Genomic DNA, 18,066 nt, shown 5'->3' with positions numbered 1-18,066 from the left:
CATGAGTCTACGCCGTATTACATCAGGCATTGAGAATTTCGTCGAGATGCAGCTCTTCAGAAATCTGTTTAACCCATTTTTCTACACGTTCAGCGGTCAGTTCCGGCTGACGATCTTCGTCGATAGCCAGTCCGACAAAGTGGTCGTCATCTGCCAGACCTTTTGACGCTTCGAAGTGGTAGCCCGCAGTTGGCCAGTGACCAACGATAGTTGCGCCGCGCGGTTCAATGATGTCGCGGATGGTGCCCAATGCATCGCAGAAATATTCAGCGTAATCTTCCTGGTCGCCACAACCAAACAGCGCAACCAGTTTACCATTGAAATCAATCTCTTCGAGAGTCGGGAAGAAGTCATCCCAGTCACACTGTGCTTCGCCGTAATACCAGGTTGGGATGCCCAGCAGCAGAATGTCATATGCTTCCAGATCTTCTTTGCTGCTTTTTGCAATGTCATGGACATCGGCAACGTCTTTACCAAGCTGTTTTTGAATCATTTTTGCGATATTTTCGGTATTACCGGTGTCGCTGCCGAAAAAGATGCCAGTGATAGCCATGAGTGAAATAACCTCTTGAAACTTATTGAAATGGGGGTGGAAAATTGCCCACGGATAAAGGCAATCATAGCAGAACAGGCAGTCTTGCGGAATCAGCAAACGAGCAGGACTGCACACTGTGCTACATGAAAGTGGAAATTTAAACGATGCCCTGACTACGCAGCGCCGCCAGTTGCTGCATTAACATCTCTTCGATCAGTTCGCTACGGCTCATATTGCGCGATTCCGCCAGCTCGTTCAGCGCCTCGACAGCTTCCGCGTTCAGCTTCAGTTCGACACGCTTAAGGCCACGTACTTTGTCGCGTTTTAGCTGGTTGCGTTTATTAATACGCAGCTGTTCATCGCGCGAAAGCGGATTAGTTTTCGGTCGTCCCGGTCGACGCTCGTGCGCGAACAGATCTAATGTCGTACGGTCCGTTTGTTCTTTGGCCATGATCTTGGTGACTTCGGGGGAAACAATCAGCCAGGCGCCTGCCCGGATGGATAGCGCGCCATAATACATCAGCGCGATGAGTCACGCCAACGCCCACGCGCGGAAAGCGACGCGGACGCTGGGTTTTTAATCAGTTACGTTAATCATTGAGATAGCGACGGATAGCGCGTAATACAGCATCCGGTTTTTCAGCATGGACCCAGTGACCCGCGCCAGCAATCACATGCGCTCGTGCCTGTGGAAATTGTGTCAGTAAATCATCACGATACTGCTCGCTAACATACGGAGAATTGCCACCAGGGATAAACAGGGCAGGGTGATCCCATGCCGGGATTTTCTCCCAACCCACAATATGCGGATACTGATCCCACAATACCGGCACGTTAAAGCGCCACTCCCCGTCAACAAAAGATTTCAACAGAAACTGAATCACCCCTTCTTCATTAAGATGCTGGCGCATTACTGCCGCTGCTTGCTGGCGAGTTTGCGCGTCGGATTCACTGACTGCGTTGATAGCCGCGAAAATCTCATCATGACGGCGTACGTGATAGTCGACCGGCGCGATATCAATCGCCACCAGTTTATCGATGCGATCGGGGGCCAGTGCAGTCAGTGCCATCACCGCTTTGCCGCCCATTGAGTGTCCAATAAATGTCGCTTTATCGATCTGCAGTGCATCCAGGGTATCAACAAGATCCTGCGCCATCGCCGGGTAATTCATCACCGGATCTCTCGGTGAAAGACCGTGGTTACGCATATCAACCTGGATGATATTGTGATCGTTTACCAGATCGCGAGCCAGTACGCCAAGGTTGTCGAGGCTGCCAAACAGACCATGGACAAGAACGATGGGAGAATTATTGTGCTGGTTTTGTGCAGTTTGCGCGCGGATATTCAATTTCATGGCAAAGTTCTTTTTTTCGCGTTGTCGGGTTAGGGTATTATGTTGACCATTGTGCCACAGGGCTGCAACAAATAAGGTTTAATCCGAGTTTTTCTGCAAGCCAGGCTTGACGCTATCCGCTGCCGGGATTTATTCATATACTCCTGGCGACTTGTATTCAGCTAAGACACTGCACTGGATTAAGATGAAAACGATTGAAGTTGATGATGAACTCTACAGCTATATTGCCAGCCACACTAAGCATATCGGCGAGAGCGCATCCGACATTTTACGGCGTATGTTGAAATTTTCCGCCGCATCACAGCCTGCTGCTCCGGTGACGAAAGAGGTTCGCGTTGCGTCACCTGTTATCGTCGAAGCGAAGCCGGTCAAAACGATTAAAGACAAGGTTCGCGCAATGCGTGAACTTCTGCTTTCGGATGAATACGCAGAGCAAAAGCGAGCGGTCAATCGCTTCATGCTGCTGTTGTCTACACTATATTCTCTTGACGCCCAGGCGTTTGCCGAGGCCACGGAATCGTTGCACGGTCGTACACGCGTTTACTTTGCGGCAGATGAACAAACGCTGCTGAAAAATGGTAATCAGACCAAGCCGAAACATGTGCCAGGCACGCCATATTGGGTGATCACCAACACCAACACCGGCCGTAAATGCAGCATGATCGAACACATCATGCAGTCGATGCAATTCCCGGCGGAATTGATTGAGAAGGTTTGCGGAACTATCTAAAACGTTGCAAATAAAGGACAAAGCAATGGCTATCCACAACCGTGCAGGCCAACCTGCACAACAGAGTGATTTGATTAACGTCGCCCAACTGACGGCGCAATATTATGTACTGAAACCAGAAGCAGGGAATGCGGAGCACGCGGTGAAATTCGGTACTTCCGGTCACCGTGGCAGTGCAGCGCGCCACAGCTTTAACGAGCCGCACATTCTGGCGATCGCTCAGGCAATTGCTGAAGAACGTGCGAAAAACGGCATCACTGGCCCTTGCTATGTGGGTAAAGATACTCACGCTCTGTCCGAGCCTGCGTTCATTTCCGTACTGGAAGTGCTGGCAGCGAACGGTGTTGATGTCATTGTGCAGGAAAACAATGGCTTCACTCCGACGCCTGCCGTTTCCAATGCCATTCTGGTTCACAATAAAAAAGGTGGTCCGCTGGCAGACGGTATCGTGATTACACCGTCCCATAACCCGCCGGAAGATGGTGGTATTAAGTACAATCCGCCAAATGGTGGCCCGGCTGATACTAACGTCACCAAAGTGGTGGAAGACAGGGCCAACGCACTGATGGCCGATGGCCTGAAAGGTGTGAAGCGTATCTCCCTCGACGAAGCGATGGCATCCGGTCATGTGAAAGAGCAGGATCTGGTGCAGCCGTTTGTGGAAGGTCTGGCCGATATCGTTGATATGGCGGCGATTCAGAAAGCGGGCCTGACGCTGGGCGTTGATCCGCTGGGCGGTTCCGGTATCGAATACTGGAAGCGTATTGGCGAGTATTACAACCTTAACCTGACCATCGTTAACGATCAGGTCGATCAAACCTTCCGCTTTATGCACCTCGATAAAGACGGCGCGATCCGTATGGACTGTTCCTCCGAGTGTGCAATGGCGGGCCTGCTGGCACTGCGTGATAAGTTCGATCTGGCATTTGCTAACGACCCGGATTATGACCGTCACGGTATCGTCACTCCGGCAGGTTTGATGAATCCTAACCATTACCTGGCAGTGGCGATCAACTACCTGTTCCAGCATCGTCCGCAGTGGGGCAAAGATGTTGCTGTCGGTAAAACGCTGGTTTCATCTGCGATGATCGACCGTGTGGTCAATGATTTGGGCCGTAAGCTGGTAGAAGTCCCGGTAGGCTTCAAATGGTTTGTTGATGGTCTGTTCGACGGCAGCTTCGGCTTTGGCGGCGAAGAGAGCGCAGGGGCTTCCTTCCTGCGTTTCGACGGCACGCCGTGGTCTACTGATAAAGACGGCATCATCATGTGTCTGCTGGCGGCAGAAATCACCGCGGTCACCGGTAAGAACCCGCAGGAACACTACAACGAACTGGCAAAACGCTTTGGTGCGCCGAGCTATAACCGTTTGCAGGCAGCTGCGACTTCCGCACAAAAAGCGGCGCTGTCTAAGCTGTCTCCGGAAATGGTGAGCGCCAGCACCCTGGCTGGTGACCCGATCACCGCGCGCCTGACGGTGGCACCGGGCAACGGTGCTTCTATTGGCGGTCTGAAAGTGATGACTGACAACGGTTGGTTCGCCGCGCGTCCGTCAGGCACAGAAGACGCATACAAAATCTACTGCGAAAGCTTCCTTGGTGAAGAACATCGCAAGCAGATTGAGAAAGAAGCGGTTGAGATTGTTAGCGAAGTTCTGAAAAACGCGTAAACACATTAAATAAGAAAAAGGGCGGTCGGAAGATCGCCCTTTTTACTTATGATAGCCTGATACGCTACGTTCATCAGGCCTACGAGGATGGTGCAATATATTGAATTTGCACTATTTTGTAGGACGGATAAGGCGTTCACGCCGCATCCGGCATGAACAACGAGCACTTTGTTAATAATCTGAAAGGGCGATCATTCAATCGCCCTTTTTTATTTCGCTTTTTTTAACCGTGTTTGTTTTTCAGTTCAAAGCGTGGTGATACCAGACCATACAGTGTCCAACCAAGGAAGGTCACGATGGAACCGTACAGCATGGCTTCTTCCCCGGATGAGTACAGCGCATAGAAACTGTACATCGCACCAACAAAGGCAACAAAGTTTGCTACTTTCGCTTTTGAGGGTGGCACATTGGCGACCTTCTGAATAATGACTAATGCCGCCATCGACAGAATATATGGGATGATATTGGTCACCACGGCCAAGTTAACCAGCACGTTGAACTGGCTGTTCAGTGACGGGCTAATGGTCATCAGTGCCAATCCACTCTGAATAATCACAATGGTCAATATCCCCTGAACCGGTGCATCCACTTTGGTTACACGGGAGAAAATTTTAGGGAAGTAGCCTTCATCAGATGAAGATTTAAACACCTGGGCAATGGTGAACTGCCAGCCAAGTAGCGAACCGCAGCAGGACATCACCATCAGCGCCATAATGACTTTACCCACTTCCGGTGTGAACATTTGCGCGAAGGCCAGACCAAATGGTGCCGTTGAATTTGCCAGCTCCATATTGGGCACAATCCCGGCAATCACGTTGGTGGAGACGATATAAATCACCGCCGCACCTAACGTACCGCCGAGTACCGCGATTGGCACATTACGTTCCGGGTTTTCCACTACATCAGTATTCGCACACGCAGACTCCAGACCAAGAAAAGCCCACAGCGTCATGGCGATGGAAGAACCTACCGCACTGAAGAACGGTGCATGATGCGGATTCCAGGAATCAACGTAAAGTGTCGGGCTAAACCAGAACCAGCCGATAACGCACAGGCCTACCACCGGAATAATGACTCCCCACACGGTAATGCTACTGATTTGCCCGGTAATGCGCGCACCACCAAAGTTAGCCACGGTACAAATCCACAGCACTCCGATGGTCGCCAGACCAATCTGCACTGGCGACAAACTCGCGCCAAGCAGTTCGGTGCCGTAACCAACTGCCGAAATAGCAATCGCCACGTTAGCAATCAGCAGCGAGACGCCGTAGGTATAGTTCGCCATAAAGTTACCGGATTTACCGAAAGCATACTCGGCATAACCGCCCATACCGCCTGATTTACGGCTGAACATACCGCATTTTGCGAATGCCCATGCCAGCGCCATTGAGCCTACGGCTGTCACCAGCCAGGAGATTATTGAGATTGTCCCAACTTCGGCAAGCTTTGTCGGCAGCATGATGATGCCGGAGCCCATCATGTTGACCATCGTCAGTATGGTTAACTGAACGACGCCCATTTTGTTCGATTTAGCCTGACTCATAATTTTTCCCCTTTCAACAGGGTGCTTTGCGCATCACGAGGCTTGATGACATTGCACCAAACTTGCTTACGACCATCATGTTCTTCGATATAGACACCCTGCAGCTCCGGTGCAAAACCTGGCAGCAGGTTGATCCCTTCTTCCAGAGCGCTGAAGTAACGCAGAACAGCACCACCCCAGATTTCACCCGGAACAACACACAGCACACCCGGAGGATAAGGAAGCGCACCTTCGGCTGCGATACGGCCTTCTGCATCCGGCAGACGAACCAATTCCACTTCACCGCGTAAGTAGGCATAGTTGGCTTCCTGTGGATTCATGCTGACGCGTGGGAAGTGTTCCTTACGGAACATCTCTTTTTGCAGTTGTTTCACGTTGTGACGGGCATACAAATCATGCATTTCCTGGCACAACTGACGCAGGGTATAACCGGCGTAGCGCTCTTCATGCTGTTTGTAGATGGAAGGCAATACTTCCGCCAGAGGCGCATCAGCTTCCAGTAGTTTTTCGAAGCGTACCAGCAGGGCAACAAGTTGCTGCAGTTTGGCCATATCTTCTGCCGGAGTCAGCAGGAAGAGGATGGAGTTAAGATCGCATTTTTCCGGCACTACGCCATTTTCGCGCAGGAAGTTAGCAAGAATCGTCGCGGGTACACCGAACGCTTCGTATTCGCCGTTACGTGCATCAATACCTGGGGTTGTCAGCAACAGTTTGCACGGATCGACAAAGTATTGATTCTCTGCGTAACCTTCAAAAGAATGCCAGTGCTCACCGGGTACAAATTTAAAGAAGCGCAGATCAACCGCAATTTGCGCTGTTTCATACGATTGCCAGGGTTTACCATCCACCAGTTCAGGAACGAACGGACGAATGTGCTGGCAGTTATCGAGGATCAATTTGCGGGCATTAATACCGTTAACCACACAATCCATCCACATATTACGACCGCTGACACCTTCATGCATTTTGGCGTTAATATCCAGTGCGGCAAACAGCGGATAGAACGGGCTGGTGGAGGCGTGCATCATAAAGGCGTTGTTCATGCGTTTGTGCGGTACATAACGCTGTTGCCCTTTGATATGGCTGTCTTTTTTATGAATTTGTGAAGTCTGAGAAAAACCAGCCTGCTGCTTATGTACAGATTGCGTAACCAGAATACCCGGATCGTTCTCATTAAGCTCCAGTAGCAGCGGCGAACAGTCCGCCATCATCGGAATAAACTGTTCATAGCCGACCCATGCTGAGTCAAACAGGATGTAGTCACACAGATGACCGATTTTATCCACCACCTGGCGGGCGTTATAAATAGTACCGTCGTAGGTGCCTAACTGAATCACAGCGAGGCGGAACGGACGCGCCTCTTTTGCCCGTTGCGGTGCAACTTCTCTAATCAGTTCACGCAGATAACTTTCTTCGAAGCAGTGCGCATCAATACCACCGATAAAACCATACGGGTTACGTGCTGTTTCCAGATAAACCGGTGTTGCACCAGCCTGTAGCAAGGCCCCGTGGTGGTTAGACTTATGGTTATTGCGGTCAAACAGCACCAGATCACCCGGTGTTAGCAGGGCGTTTAAAACCACTTTGTTGGAAGAGGAGGTGCCGTTTAAAACAAAGTACGTTTTATCGGCATTAAACACTTTAGCTGCATGTTGCTGTGCAATGCATGGCGCACCTTCATGAATCAGTAGATCGCCCATTGCTACGTCGGCATTACACAAGTCGGAGCGGAAGAGCATTTCGCCAAAATATTCCACGAACTGATTGCCTGCCGGATGGCGACGGAAAAACTCACCCCCCTGATGACCCGGGCAGTCAAAAGCGCTATTGCCCTGATTGACATAATCGACCAGTGCGCGGAAGAAGGGCGGGCGCAGCTGCGTTTCATAATGGCTGGCGGCGGTTTCTAACTGACGTCCGTAAAATTCTTTCCGTGATTCGCAATGCTCGAAGACACCAGTAATACGTGGCAGATATTCTGCTGGTACACGTTCTTCATTTTCCGTTGCAATAAAAACAGGAATGCCATAGCCAGTAGCGTCTATTTCATCGAGTTTTCCACGTTCAACATCATTGACTGATAAAATAATGGCGGCAACGTCAATATAATTACTTTCGTCAATATTCACGCATGCACGATGAGTGGAAAAACAATCCGGGCAAGAACGACTAACGGCAATTTTTAATTCTGACATTTTGTTCATCTCTTTATTTCAGGTAATAGCAGGTCCTCAATTTCTCAAAGGAGAAATCGATCACGCCGGAAAAAAAGCAAAACTCCACCGCTGATAAATAAATCAGTAGTTTGCTTTTTGCAGATGCAATAACCCAGACCAGCCCGGTAACTGGCTATACTCGTCATACTTCAAGTTGCTAGTGCTGCGACTTGAATTATTTAGAGTTTAAAAGGGTTAGCAGTATATGAGCACCGAGGGATACAGGTATTAACCTGTAATGCTTAAAGTCAGGGAGACCTGTACGCTGGGGTGCCCTTTAGTCAGAAGACTAACGGGCATTAAAGAAATGAAAGTCAAAACTATTACGATGGGCAAACTTCATGATATGGGTTGTCCGCCTTATATGAGGCATTAAGCGGTTATTATTTTCCATTTACCTTTACCTTTTGCTGTGTCAGTTGAAGGTAGAGTTATTCTATCCATGAAAAGGCTATAAACTGTGAAGAAGATCAACAAAAAACGATCACACCCCAAATAATAAATCGTTAATTATGAATAGCGCCATATTAGATGCTGTTTTGTTGTTTAAATGTTGCAATTTCGTAGGTTATATTTTCATTAAGAAATTAAACCTGCCAAATAATAATTTTCGGGGCAGGTTTAATAATAAATTAATAATTAGTTAAGCGTATTTATTGAATAATAATTCATGGCATAAACCGATACCCAATACCGGTTTCAGTAATAAAATGGCGAGGGCGGGCGGGATCTTGCTCCAGTTTTTGTCGCAGATGCCCCATATAAATACGCAAATAGTGGCTGTGTTCGACCGCGTTTGGTCCCCACACCTGGTTGAGAAGCTGGCGCTGGGTGAGCACTTTTCCGGCATTGTTGAGCAGCACCGCCAGCAGGCGGAATTCAATCGGGGTGAGATGCACCTCTTCCTCACTGCGGTGAATCACGCGGGCGGCTAAATCGACGGTAACATCAGAAAATTTCACCAGCGGATCGGTCGCGGTGGTAGCAGAGTGGCGGCGTAAGGCGACGCGCAGACGCGCCTGCAATTCACCAATGCCAAATGGTTTACTCAGATAATCATCCGCTCCAGCATCCAGCGCAGCGATTTTGTCGCTCTCTTCGCTGCGGGCGGAAAGCACAATTACTGGCACCGCGCTCCACTGGCGCAGGTCGCGGATAAACTCAATCCCATCACCGTCTGGCAGGCCGAGATCGAGAATAATCAAATCTGGCTTACGGGTTGCCGCTTCCAGCAGCCCCCGTTGCAGCGTTTCGGCTTCAAAAACGCGCATACCGTCACCCTCCAGCGCCGTGCGCAGAAAGCGACGAATAGCCTGTTCATCTTCAACAATTAGAACGTTTGTCACATATCCTCATGAAATTCTTCAAGTTCAGGGGCAGTTTGCTGGGGAAGTGTAACACGAAAACAGGCACCACCTTCCGGTCGGTTGAACGCGGTAATGGTGCCGCCGTGTACATCCACAATCGCCCGACAAATTGCCAGCCCAAGCCCGACGCCCGGCACTGCCGACTCTTTATTTCCACGAGCAAACTTATCGAATATCGTCTGCTCCAGGCCTTGTGGAAGACCGGGGCCGTTATCCCAGACATCCAGTTGTAGATTTTCGCCCTCAACGTGGGCATCGATACCAATTTCGGCCTGCGCACCCGCGTATTTCACCGCGTTCTCCAGCAGATTAATCAGCACCCGTTCAAAGAGTGGCCCGTCAACGTGGATTAAGGTCAGCGGTTCTGGCAGAGAAAGATTGATGGGCGAGGATAAACCCGGTTCCAGCATTTTCAGCGCGCTGCCGACCACTTCTTCCAGCGTTAACCACTCTTTCTTCAAATTAAAGCCGCCGGACTGAATTCGCGCCATATCCAGTAGATTATTCACCAGTCGGGTCGTGTTCAGCACATGCTGACGAATCTCGCTGGCCTGGCGGGCGTGAGGCGATTCTTCGCTTGCCAGATCGAGCGTTAAGATTTCTGCCTGACCGAACAGCACCGTAAGCGGCGTGCGTAAATCATGCGAAAGCGCCGCCAGCAGGGCGTTGCGGATCTGTTCTCGTTCGCTTGCCATCCGCGCCTGTTCTTCGCTGGCGGTCAGCGCCAGGCGTTCCAGGGCATTGGCAACTAACAGCGTGAACGTCTCCAGCAGGCGTTGCTGTTCCGGGATCATCAACTGGCGCAGATTCCCCGGTTCCACCACCACCAGTCCGTAGGTTTTCTCGCCGCTTTTTAACGGCAAAATCTGGTATGGCACACCGGGTAACGTGTCGGTGCCCGCGCCCGCAGGCAGGCCTTTATCAAAACTCCACTGCGCGATGGCATCGTCCCACGGCGTCATTCCTTGCGGATGTGTCAACGGCTGCAATTTGCCGTTGTCATCGGGCAACAACACCTGACTGCGGGCATGAAACGTGGAAGCAATAAATTGTTCGCTGGTGGCGGCGATGTCCTGCGGACTGCGTCCCACAGCCAGAGCTTTCGACATTTCATATAAGTGTCGTGTGCGTTGCTCGCGGTAACGGGCTACCCGCGCCTGATAACGTACGCCAGCAGTAAGATTCCCGATCACCAGCCCGACGGTTAACATCACCGCGAAAGTCAGCAGATACTGCACATCAGAGACGGCGAGCGTGCCGCGTGGGGCGATAAAAAAGAGATCGAAACTCACCACATTAATGACGGTAGCAACCACCGAGGGCCAGCGTCCATAAAATAGCGCCACCACCACCACGCCAAGCAGATACAGCATCACCAGGTTGGCGGCATCAAACGCCATCAGCCACTGCATGGCAATTAAGGTGATAACGGCGCATAACGCGGCGGCAACCACGCATCCCTGAATCTGTACCCGCCATTTGTCTTTAAAAGAGCGGCTATCCGGCGCGTTATTAAGCGGGCGGGCGGGTGGTTCATCAAGCGCGACCAGCACCTGATCGAGATCGGGGGCGATGCGCGCCAGTCGGTCAGCAAACGTTTCCCGACGCCACCAGCGGCGCGAGGCCGGGCGACCGAGAATAATCTTGCCGAGATTATGTTCACGGGCATAACGCACTACGGCTTTTTCTTCCGCCGGATCAGAAAGTGTTGCTGTCTCCGCGCCCAGCTCCTGCGCCAGACGTAAGGCGCTGAGAATTGCCCGACGTTTTTTCTCCGGTAAGCGATGCAGGGCAGGGGTTTCAACATACACCGCGTGCCAGACGCTCCCAAGGCGCGATGCCAGCCGCGCCGCCGCGCGGACCAGTTTCTCACTGCCGGTGTTATGCCCAATACATAAAAGAATCGCGTCGCGCGTGTGCCAGACTTTCTCTTCGCCAGGATGCCCCCGCCAGGCGCGCATTTGCTCATCTACGCGATCGGCAGTACGGCGCAGTGCCAGTTCGCGCAGGGCGATCAGATTGCCTTTGCGGAAAAAATGTTCAATGGCGCGCTCCGCCTGCCCGGCAATATAGACTTTGCCTTCTTTCAGCCGTTGACGCAGATCGTCCGGGGGCAAGTCCACCAGCACTACGTCGTCGGCAGCATCAAAAAAGGGATCGGGCACGGTTTCCCGCACCTGAATTCCGGTGACGCCGCTGACCACATCGTTCAGGCTTTCCAGATGTTGAACGTTGACGGTCGTGAAAACATCAATGCCCGCTTCCAGCAGCTCTTCGATGTCCTGCCAGCGTTTAGGATGACGAGAACCTGGCGCATTACTGTGCGCCAGTTCGTCCATTAAGATCAGCGCCGGACGGCGGGCGAGGGCGGCATCGAGATCAAACTCGCTGATATGCCGCCCACGGTACGCCTGGCGTTTTAGCGGCAGAACAGCCAGCCCTTCCAGCATTGCGGCGGTATCTTTCCGTCCGTGAGTTTCAACCACGCCAACCACAATATCCAGCCCTTGCGCCCGCAGTCGCTGGGCTTCTGCCAGCATCGCCCAGGTCTTCCCGACGCCTGCACAGGCACCGAAAAAAACTTTCAGCTTCCCCCGATGCGGCGCGGCAGTTTGTTCCAGCAGACGATCGGGGTCGGGACGTAAGGGTTCGTTATTCATCAAGCTTATCCAGCGCCAGATTGAGTTCGACAATGTTGACGACCGGCTGGCCGATATATTTCACCAGCGGTTGTTGGCTATATTTTGCGATCAGCTGCGTGAGCTGTTCAACGCTGAGATTACGCGCTTTCGCCACGCGTGGGATCTGCCAGGCCGCCGCTTGCGGGGTGATGTTATTGTCCAGCCCGCTTGCCGACGCCGTCACCAGTTCAACCGGAACGTTCGCGCTGGCATCCGGGTTAGCGGCCCGTAATGCAGCAACGCGTGCGGCTATTAGTTTATCCAGCTCAGGGTTACTGACCGCCAGATTGCTCCCGCCAGAAGCCTGTGGATTATAGGGCATTTCTGCCGTTGCCGACGGGCGACCATGAAAATAGCCGTTGCCGGTAAAATTCTGCCCGATTAATGCCGAGCCGCGCACCGTATCACCTTCGCGAATCAACGAACCATTGGCCTGCCAGGGAAACCACCATTGCCCCAGCGCGGTGGTCAGCAGCGGGTAAACACCGCCAGTAATCAGTAACAAAAAGAGAAATGTTGATAATGCCGGACGTAATCCACGCATGGTAAACCTCACACCAGACCGCAAACGGTCAGCAGTAAATCAATGACTTTGATACCAATAAACGGCACCAGCAGCCCACCCAGACCGTAAATCCATAAGTTACGGCGCAACATGGCAGAAGCGGTAAGCGGTTTATAACTCACGCCTTTTAACGCCAGGGGAATCAAAAAGACGATAATCAAGGCGTTGAAAATGACCGCACTGAGAATGGCGGAGTCGGGCGAATGCAGGCGCATGATGTTCAGCGCATTTAACTGCGGATACGTTGCCGCGAACGCCGCCGGAATAATGGCGAAGTATTTCGCCACATCGTTGGCAATGCTGAAGGTGGTCAGCGAGCCACGGGTCATCAGCATCTGTTTGCCAATATGCACCACTTCGATCAACTTGGTCGGGTTAGAGTCGAGATCCACCATATTGCCCGCTTCTTTCGCCGCCTGAGTACCAGAGTTCATCGCCACCGCGACATCTGCCTGCGCCAGCGCCGGAGCATCGTTGGTGCCGTCGCCGGTCATCGCCACCAAACGGCCTTCCGCCTGATACTGACGGATCAATGCCAGCTTGGCCTCCGGTGTCGCTTCAGCGAGAAAATCATCGACGCCCGCTTCCGCAGCAATGGCGGCGGCAGTCAGACGGTTATCACCGGTAATCATCACCGTTTTAATGCCCATTTTGCGCAGTTGGGCGAAGCGCTCTTTAATACCGCCTTTGACGATATCTTTCAGCGCAATAACGCCCAGCACACGAGAACCTTCCACCACCACCAGCGGCGTGGCTCCCTGACGCGCAACCTGATCGACTTTTTGATCAACATCGGCAGGGAAGTGACCACCGTTAGCCTCAACATGGCGGCGAATGGCATCGACAGAACCTTTACGGATCATACGGTTGTCGATATTGATCCCGCTCATTCGACTTTGCGCAGTAAACGGTACAAAAGTGGCGTGAAGCGACTGCACATCGCGCTCGCGCAGGTTAAAACGCTGCTTGGCGAGGATCACAATACTGCGGCCTTCCGGCGTTTCGTCGGCCAGCGAAGCCAGTTGTGCTGCGTCGGCCAGCGTTTTTTCCTCTACGCCCTGCGCAGGGATAAACTCTGATGCCTGACGGTTACCGAGGGTGATGGTACCGGTTTTATCCAGCAGCAGGACGTCCACGTCGCCCGCCGCTTCAACTGCACGCCCGCTGGTGGCAATCACATTCGCGCCCAGCATCCGGCTCATCCCGGCGACGCCGATAGCTGACAACAGGCCGCCGATGGTGGTTGGGATCAGACAGACCAGCAGCGCCACCAGTACCGTTACGCTGACCGCGTTGCCGCCCCAGGCGGTAAATGGCCACAGCGTGGCGGTTGCCAGTAAAAAGACGATAGTCAGGGCAATCAGCAGGATGGTCAGGGCAATCTCGTTTGGCGTTTTGCGTCGCTGTGCGCCTTCCACCATCGCGATCATTCGATCCAGAAATGTCTCGCCGGGGTTAACGCTGCACTCAATCACCAGCCAGTCAGAAAGAATACGCGTGCCGCCAGTGACGGAGGCAAAATCGCCACCGGATTCACGGATCACTGGTGCCGATTCCCCAGTGATGGCGCTTTCATCGACCGATGCACCACCTTCAATAACTTCGCCATCGCAGGGGATAATATCGCCCGCTTCTACCAGCACGATATCGCCTTTACGCAGCTGATCGGCAGGAACTTTGTCTGTCGCAGCGCCATATTTCGGTTCGCGCAGTTTGCGGGCAAAGGCGGTTTTTTTCACTCCTTTCAGACTGTTAGCCTGCGCTTTACTGCGGCCTTCAGCCAGCGCTTCGGCGAAATTTGCGAACAGTACGGTGACCCACAGCCATGCGCTAATTGCCGCGCTAAACAGCGCATTGCCAGGCATCGCACCGCTTGCCATCGCGATGCTAATACAGGTGGTCAGCAGACTGCCGATCCAGACGATAAACATCACCGGATTGCGCCATTGCGCCTGCGGGTTTAATTTTTTCACCGCTTCTTTCAGCGCCTGAACGACAAGTGTTGGTTCGAATAGCGCCAGTTGTTTACGACTCATATTCAGTGCTCACTCAATATCATCAGGAGAGATATTCCGCCACCGGACCAAGCGCCAGGGCAGGGATAAAGGTCAGTGCGCCAACCAGCAACACGGTGCCGATTAACAGGCCAACAAACAGCGGGCCGTGCGTTGGCAGCGTGCCGGAGCTGGCGGGCTGGCTCTTTTTACTCACCAGCGAACCGGCAATTGCCATCACCGGGATAATTACCCCGAAGCGACCGACAAACATGCAGAACGCCAGCAAACAGTTCCAGAATGGAGAGTTGGCGCTTAATCCGGCAAAGGCGCTGCCGTTGTTGTTAGCGGCGGACGACACGGCGTACAGCACTTCGCTAAAACCATGCGGGCCAGGGTTGAGCATGGCGCTACGTCCGGCGTCGGTCATCATCGCCAGTGCTGCGCCCATCAGTACCAGCGTTGGGGTGACCAGAATCGCCAGTGCGGTCAGTTTCATCTCGCGTACGTCGATTTTTTTACCCAGATATTCCGGCGTACGACCAATCATCAGCCCGGCAATAAACACCGCCAGCAGAACGAACAGCATCATGCCGTAAAGACCAGAACCGACGCCGCCGAATACCACCTCACCAATTTGCATCAACCACATCGGTACCATGCCACCGAGAGCGGTAAACGAATCATGCATCGCAATCACTGCACCGCAGGAAGCCGCCGTGGTCACGACCGCAAACAGGCTACTGACCAGCACGCCGAAACGGCTCTCTTTACCTTCCATATTGATGCTGCTGTCCGCGCCCAGTGCCAGCAGATGAGGATTACCCTGAACTTCTGCCCACATCACCACGCCTACGCAGATGACAAAAATCACCGACATCGCCCACAGCAACATGCGCCCCTGGCGGCGATCGCCTGCCACTTCACCAAAGGCAAAGCACAGCGCTGTTGGGATCAAGAAGATCGCCAGCATCTGCACGAAGTTGGTCAGTGCGGTTGGGTTTTCAAACGGATGCGACGAGTTGGCATTAAAGAAGCCACCGCCGTTAGTACCGAGCATCTTGATCGCTTCCTGAGAAGCTACAGGCCCCATGGGTAACAGCTGTTGCGCTCCTTCAACGGTATTCACCGCCTGATAGGGCAGAAAGTTTTGCAGCGCACCTTGTTGAATAAAAAATAGTGCGATCAACAACGCCACAGGGACTAGCACCCATAACGTGATGCGTAGCAGATCGACCCAGGCATTCCCGAGTGTGCTCATGCTCTGGCGGGTAAATGCACGAATGAGGGCAAAAATCACCGCAATCCCGCTGGCGGCAGAAAGAAAGTTTTGCACCGTTAAGCCTGCCATCTGGCTGAAATAGCTCAACGTGGTTTCACCGCTGTAAGATTGCCAGTTGGTATTCGTGACAAAACTGACGGCGGTATTCAGCGCCAGATCCCATGACAGCCCCGGCAACTGCTGTGGATTAAGCGGTAGATAGTGCTGACCGAGCAGCATGAAAAACAGCACCGCCAGCCCCAGCATGTTCAGGCCGAGAATGGCACAGAGATATTGCTTCCAGTTCATCTCACGGTCAGAGACGCCAGGTAAACGAAAAAGTACGCGCTCAACGCCCGCTGTACCGGGAAGAGGTATGTCATTAATCAGCCGCGCCAGCCCGCTGCCTAAAGGACGCGACAGTACCATTAATACCAGTAAAAACGTGGCAATCAGTAAGAATCCTTGCGCAGCCATCAGAACGCCTCCGCATTGATCAGGGCATAAACCAGATAACCCAGTAATAAAAACACCAGCAATACGCCGGTTATCACGCCTGCACTCACAGTGCACCTCCAGTGGCCTAAAAGTGATACCGGAAGGGTAGAATTCTGGCTGCAAAGATTTCGCAAAAATCTGCGGACGGGGTGTAAAAAAAGTATAAAAATGGCAAAAGCCATGATTTAACTAATGTTTAGTATTAATTTAACTTTTGTGTAACTTAATTACAGGGTGAATGTAAATAAACCATCAATAAGCAAAAATAAGTGGTCGGATGAGTAGTAAAATTACACAAAAGGCGGTACTATTTTCATCAGATAAACAAATTCATTTTTCCGGTGCCATTCACCGGGTAGATACAAAAGGGGGAGAAAAGTATGGAACTCTACAGAGAATATCCTGCATGGCTTATCTTTTTACGCCGTACTTATGCGGTTGCAGCGGGCGTCCTGGCGCTGCCTTTCATGCTTTTCTGGAAAGACCGCGCCCGCTTTTACAGCTACTTGCATCGCGTCTGGTCGAAAACCAGCGATAAACCGGTGTGGATGGATCAGGCCGAAAAGGCAACCGGTGATTTTTACTGATAGCCTGCGCGCTTAAGCCAGCCTCGTATCAGGGGGCTGGTTTAGGTGTTCAACATCAACGTCTTCCATGATAATTAACATGGAAGACGTTTCCATCTTGTTATTCATTTCATCACTGTTTTAGCATCAAGTTTCAATAGTATCCTTTCATAGGGCTACCCAGGATGCGTTCACCTTCATTGTCGCTCTAAGCAACTAGATCATCAGAAATCTCCAGTTAGGTTGCATCCTTCCTTACACACTTTCCTGAAACTTCAGGGTAAGGTGAGAAAGCCGCCATCACTTTTTCTTATTCCAGCATCTAAATAAATTCCGAATTTTGCTATTAATATCGCTACCGCAATAAAAAAAGATAGTAAAGAGAGTAATATATACTTTAGTGATATGTTAAGAATAATTGATTGTTAACATATCTAATGGGATAAGATGTGTTTCTGTTAATGAAAATATTCAAGATTTATGGTTGATAATTAAAATACACTCGATATCTCAGCCCTTTCTATGCAAGATGCAATTTTATAAGCTGTCCATTTTTATATGGAGGCGGTAGTGTGTTTGTTACTCGTGATTTTATTGGTATGGTGAATATGTTGGGATTGTTAAATACATAACGGCATATCAGTTCCGGTCATTGTAAATATGGGTAATTGCTTAATGTTATTAATGATTACGGCTTGAAAGATAAAGAGTGCTGTAAAGCGGTGATAGATATTACATTCATGATTAAAAAACAGAACCTGTCAATAAATAATTCATTTATTAAAAAGGACGACTTCTATTATGACGGAATATTATCTCAATGAGGCGGTTTTGAAATACAGAGCCAGTTTCTCCGGGGTAACGAGCAGGTGTACCAGTGTCAGGTGGCATTTGTATTGCCGGGTGAGCGGGTCATGATGGCCTTCACCTATGCCAGAACCACACCGCTGACCCCGCCAGATATGACGCGCTGGGCTGAAATTAAAAAGAATCTGCGCTTCAGGATGCGGCAGGAAGCCGGGACGAATTAATCACACAGGGAACGGGACATGGAAGAGGCATTCTGGGCGGCAAGGCAGGGTGATGCCC

Annotated in this window: 16 protein-coding genes and 1 pseudogene; 4 read left to right on the top strand and 13 right to left on the bottom strand. The window is 51.5% G+C overall.

The features are described from left to right. Positions 1-22: 22 nt before the first annotated feature. The 3 genes from fldA to ybfF all read right to left on the bottom strand — a co-directional run bounded on the left by fldA (position 23) and on the right by ybfF (position 1,890). Positions 23-553, bottom strand: a complete 531-nt coding sequence (fldA, locus tag ATB02_RS15260) for a flavodoxin FldA (protein WP_001018618.1) — start codon at positions 551-553, stop codon at positions 23-25. 139 nt (positions 554-692) lie between these two features. Next, positions 693-986: a LexA regulated protein gene (gene ybfE / locus ATB02_RS15255; protein WP_001300829.1), complete on the bottom strand. Its 294-nt coding sequence runs from the start codon at positions 984-986 to the stop codon at positions 693-695. 139 nt (positions 987-1,125) lie between these two features. Further along, the gene (gene ybfF / locus ATB02_RS15250) at positions 1,126-1,890 is read right to left on the bottom strand and encodes an esterase (protein WP_105271851.1); all 765 of its coding nucleotides are present in this window, start codon (positions 1,888-1,890) and stop codon (positions 1,126-1,128) included. A 184-nt stretch (positions 1,891-2,074) separates the two neighbouring features. Here ybfF and seqA point away from each other — a divergent pair, with 184 nt between their 5' ends. Beyond that, on the top strand, positions 2,075-2,620 hold the full coding sequence (gene seqA, locus ATB02_RS15245) for a replication initiation negative regulator SeqA (protein WP_002431422.1): 546 nt from the start codon (positions 2,075-2,077) through the stop codon (positions 2,618-2,620). A gap of 25 nt (positions 2,621-2,645) precedes the next feature. Then, entirely contained in the window at positions 2,646-4,286 is a 1,641-nt protein-coding gene (pgm, locus tag ATB02_RS15240) for a phosphoglucomutase (alpha-D-glucose-1,6-bisphosphate-dependent) (protein WP_105271850.1), read from the top strand. Positions 4,287-4,509: 223 nt separating this feature from the next. On the opposite strand, the gene potE is transcribed toward pgm, so the two are convergent. From potE to kdpF, 10 genes are all read right to left on the bottom strand, one after another. Beyond that, positions 4,510-5,829, bottom strand: a complete 1,320-nt coding sequence (gene potE / locus ATB02_RS15235; RefSeq protein WP_105271849.1) for a putrescine-ornithine antiporter — start codon at positions 5,827-5,829, stop codon at positions 4,510-4,512. Continuing rightward, positions 5,826-8,024 (bottom strand): ornithine decarboxylase SpeF, encoded by a 2,199-nt coding sequence (gene speF, locus ATB02_RS15230; protein ID WP_105271848.1) that lies wholly within the window; start codon positions 8,022-8,024, stop codon positions 5,826-5,828. The genes potE and speF overlap by 4 nt, the downstream gene beginning before the upstream one ends. A 310-nt stretch (positions 8,025-8,334) precedes the next feature. Then, positions 8,335-8,439: a leader peptide SpeFL gene (gene speFL, locus ATB02_RS26150; protein ID WP_001312672.1), complete on the bottom strand. Its 105-nt coding sequence runs from the start codon at positions 8,437-8,439 to the stop codon at positions 8,335-8,337. Then, entirely contained in the window at positions 8,418-8,549 is a 132-nt protein-coding gene (locus ATB02_RS26995; RefSeq protein WP_103253904.1) for a TonB-dependent receptor, read from the bottom strand. The genes speFL and ATB02_RS26995 overlap by 22 nt, the downstream gene beginning before the upstream one ends. A gap of 164 nt (positions 8,550-8,713) precedes the next feature. Next, positions 8,714-9,391 (bottom strand): two-component system response regulator KdpE, encoded by a 678-nt coding sequence (gene kdpE / locus ATB02_RS15220; protein ID WP_105271847.1) that lies wholly within the window; start codon positions 9,389-9,391, stop codon positions 8,714-8,716. Beyond that, positions 9,388-12,072 (bottom strand): two-component system sensor histidine kinase KdpD, encoded by a 2,685-nt coding sequence (gene kdpD / locus ATB02_RS15215; protein WP_105271846.1) that lies wholly within the window; start codon positions 12,070-12,072, stop codon positions 9,388-9,390. Before kdpD ends, kdpE begins: the two co-directional genes overlap by 4 nt. Then, the gene (gene kdpC, locus ATB02_RS15210; protein ID WP_001353357.1) at positions 12,065-12,637 is read right to left on the bottom strand and encodes a K(+)-transporting ATPase subunit C; all 573 of its coding nucleotides are present in this window, start codon (positions 12,635-12,637) and stop codon (positions 12,065-12,067) included. The genes kdpD and kdpC overlap by 8 nt, the downstream gene beginning before the upstream one ends. Positions 12,638-12,645: 8 nt before the next feature. Beyond that, positions 12,646-14,694, bottom strand: coding sequence for a potassium-transporting ATPase subunit KdpB (kdpB, locus tag ATB02_RS15205; RefSeq protein ID WP_105271845.1), 2,049 nt, complete (start codon positions 14,692-14,694; stop codon positions 12,646-12,648). Between the two features lie 22 nt (positions 14,695-14,716). After that, positions 14,717-16,390, bottom strand: coding sequence for a potassium-transporting ATPase subunit KdpA (gene kdpA, locus ATB02_RS15200; RefSeq protein WP_105271844.1), 1,674 nt, complete (start codon positions 16,388-16,390; stop codon positions 14,717-14,719). Then, positions 16,390-16,479, bottom strand: a complete 90-nt coding sequence (kdpF, locus tag ATB02_RS15195) for a K(+)-transporting ATPase subunit F (protein ID WP_001272653.1) — start codon at positions 16,477-16,479, stop codon at positions 16,390-16,392. Before kdpF ends, kdpA begins: the two co-directional genes overlap by 1 nt. A gap of 312 nt (positions 16,480-16,791) precedes the next feature. On the opposite strand from kdpF, the gene ATB02_RS15190 reads away from it, so the two are divergent. Next, positions 16,792-16,998 (top strand): YbfA family protein, encoded by a 207-nt coding sequence (locus ATB02_RS15190; protein WP_000424924.1) that lies wholly within the window; start codon positions 16,792-16,794, stop codon positions 16,996-16,998. Between the two features lie 806 nt (positions 16,999-17,804). Then, positions 17,805-18,008: pseudogene (locus ATB02_RS15185) on the top strand (DcrB-related protein); the annotation flags it as partial. Positions 18,009-18,066 lie beyond the last annotated feature (58 nt).

It is taken from the genome of Escherichia sp. MOD1-EC5189 (genome assembly GCF_002966045.1).
In the GTDB taxonomy this organism is placed as follows: Bacteria; Pseudomonadota; Gammaproteobacteria; order Enterobacterales; family Enterobacteriaceae; genus Escherichia; species Escherichia coli_F.
This window is presented reverse-complemented; position numbering and strand designations above follow the sequence as displayed.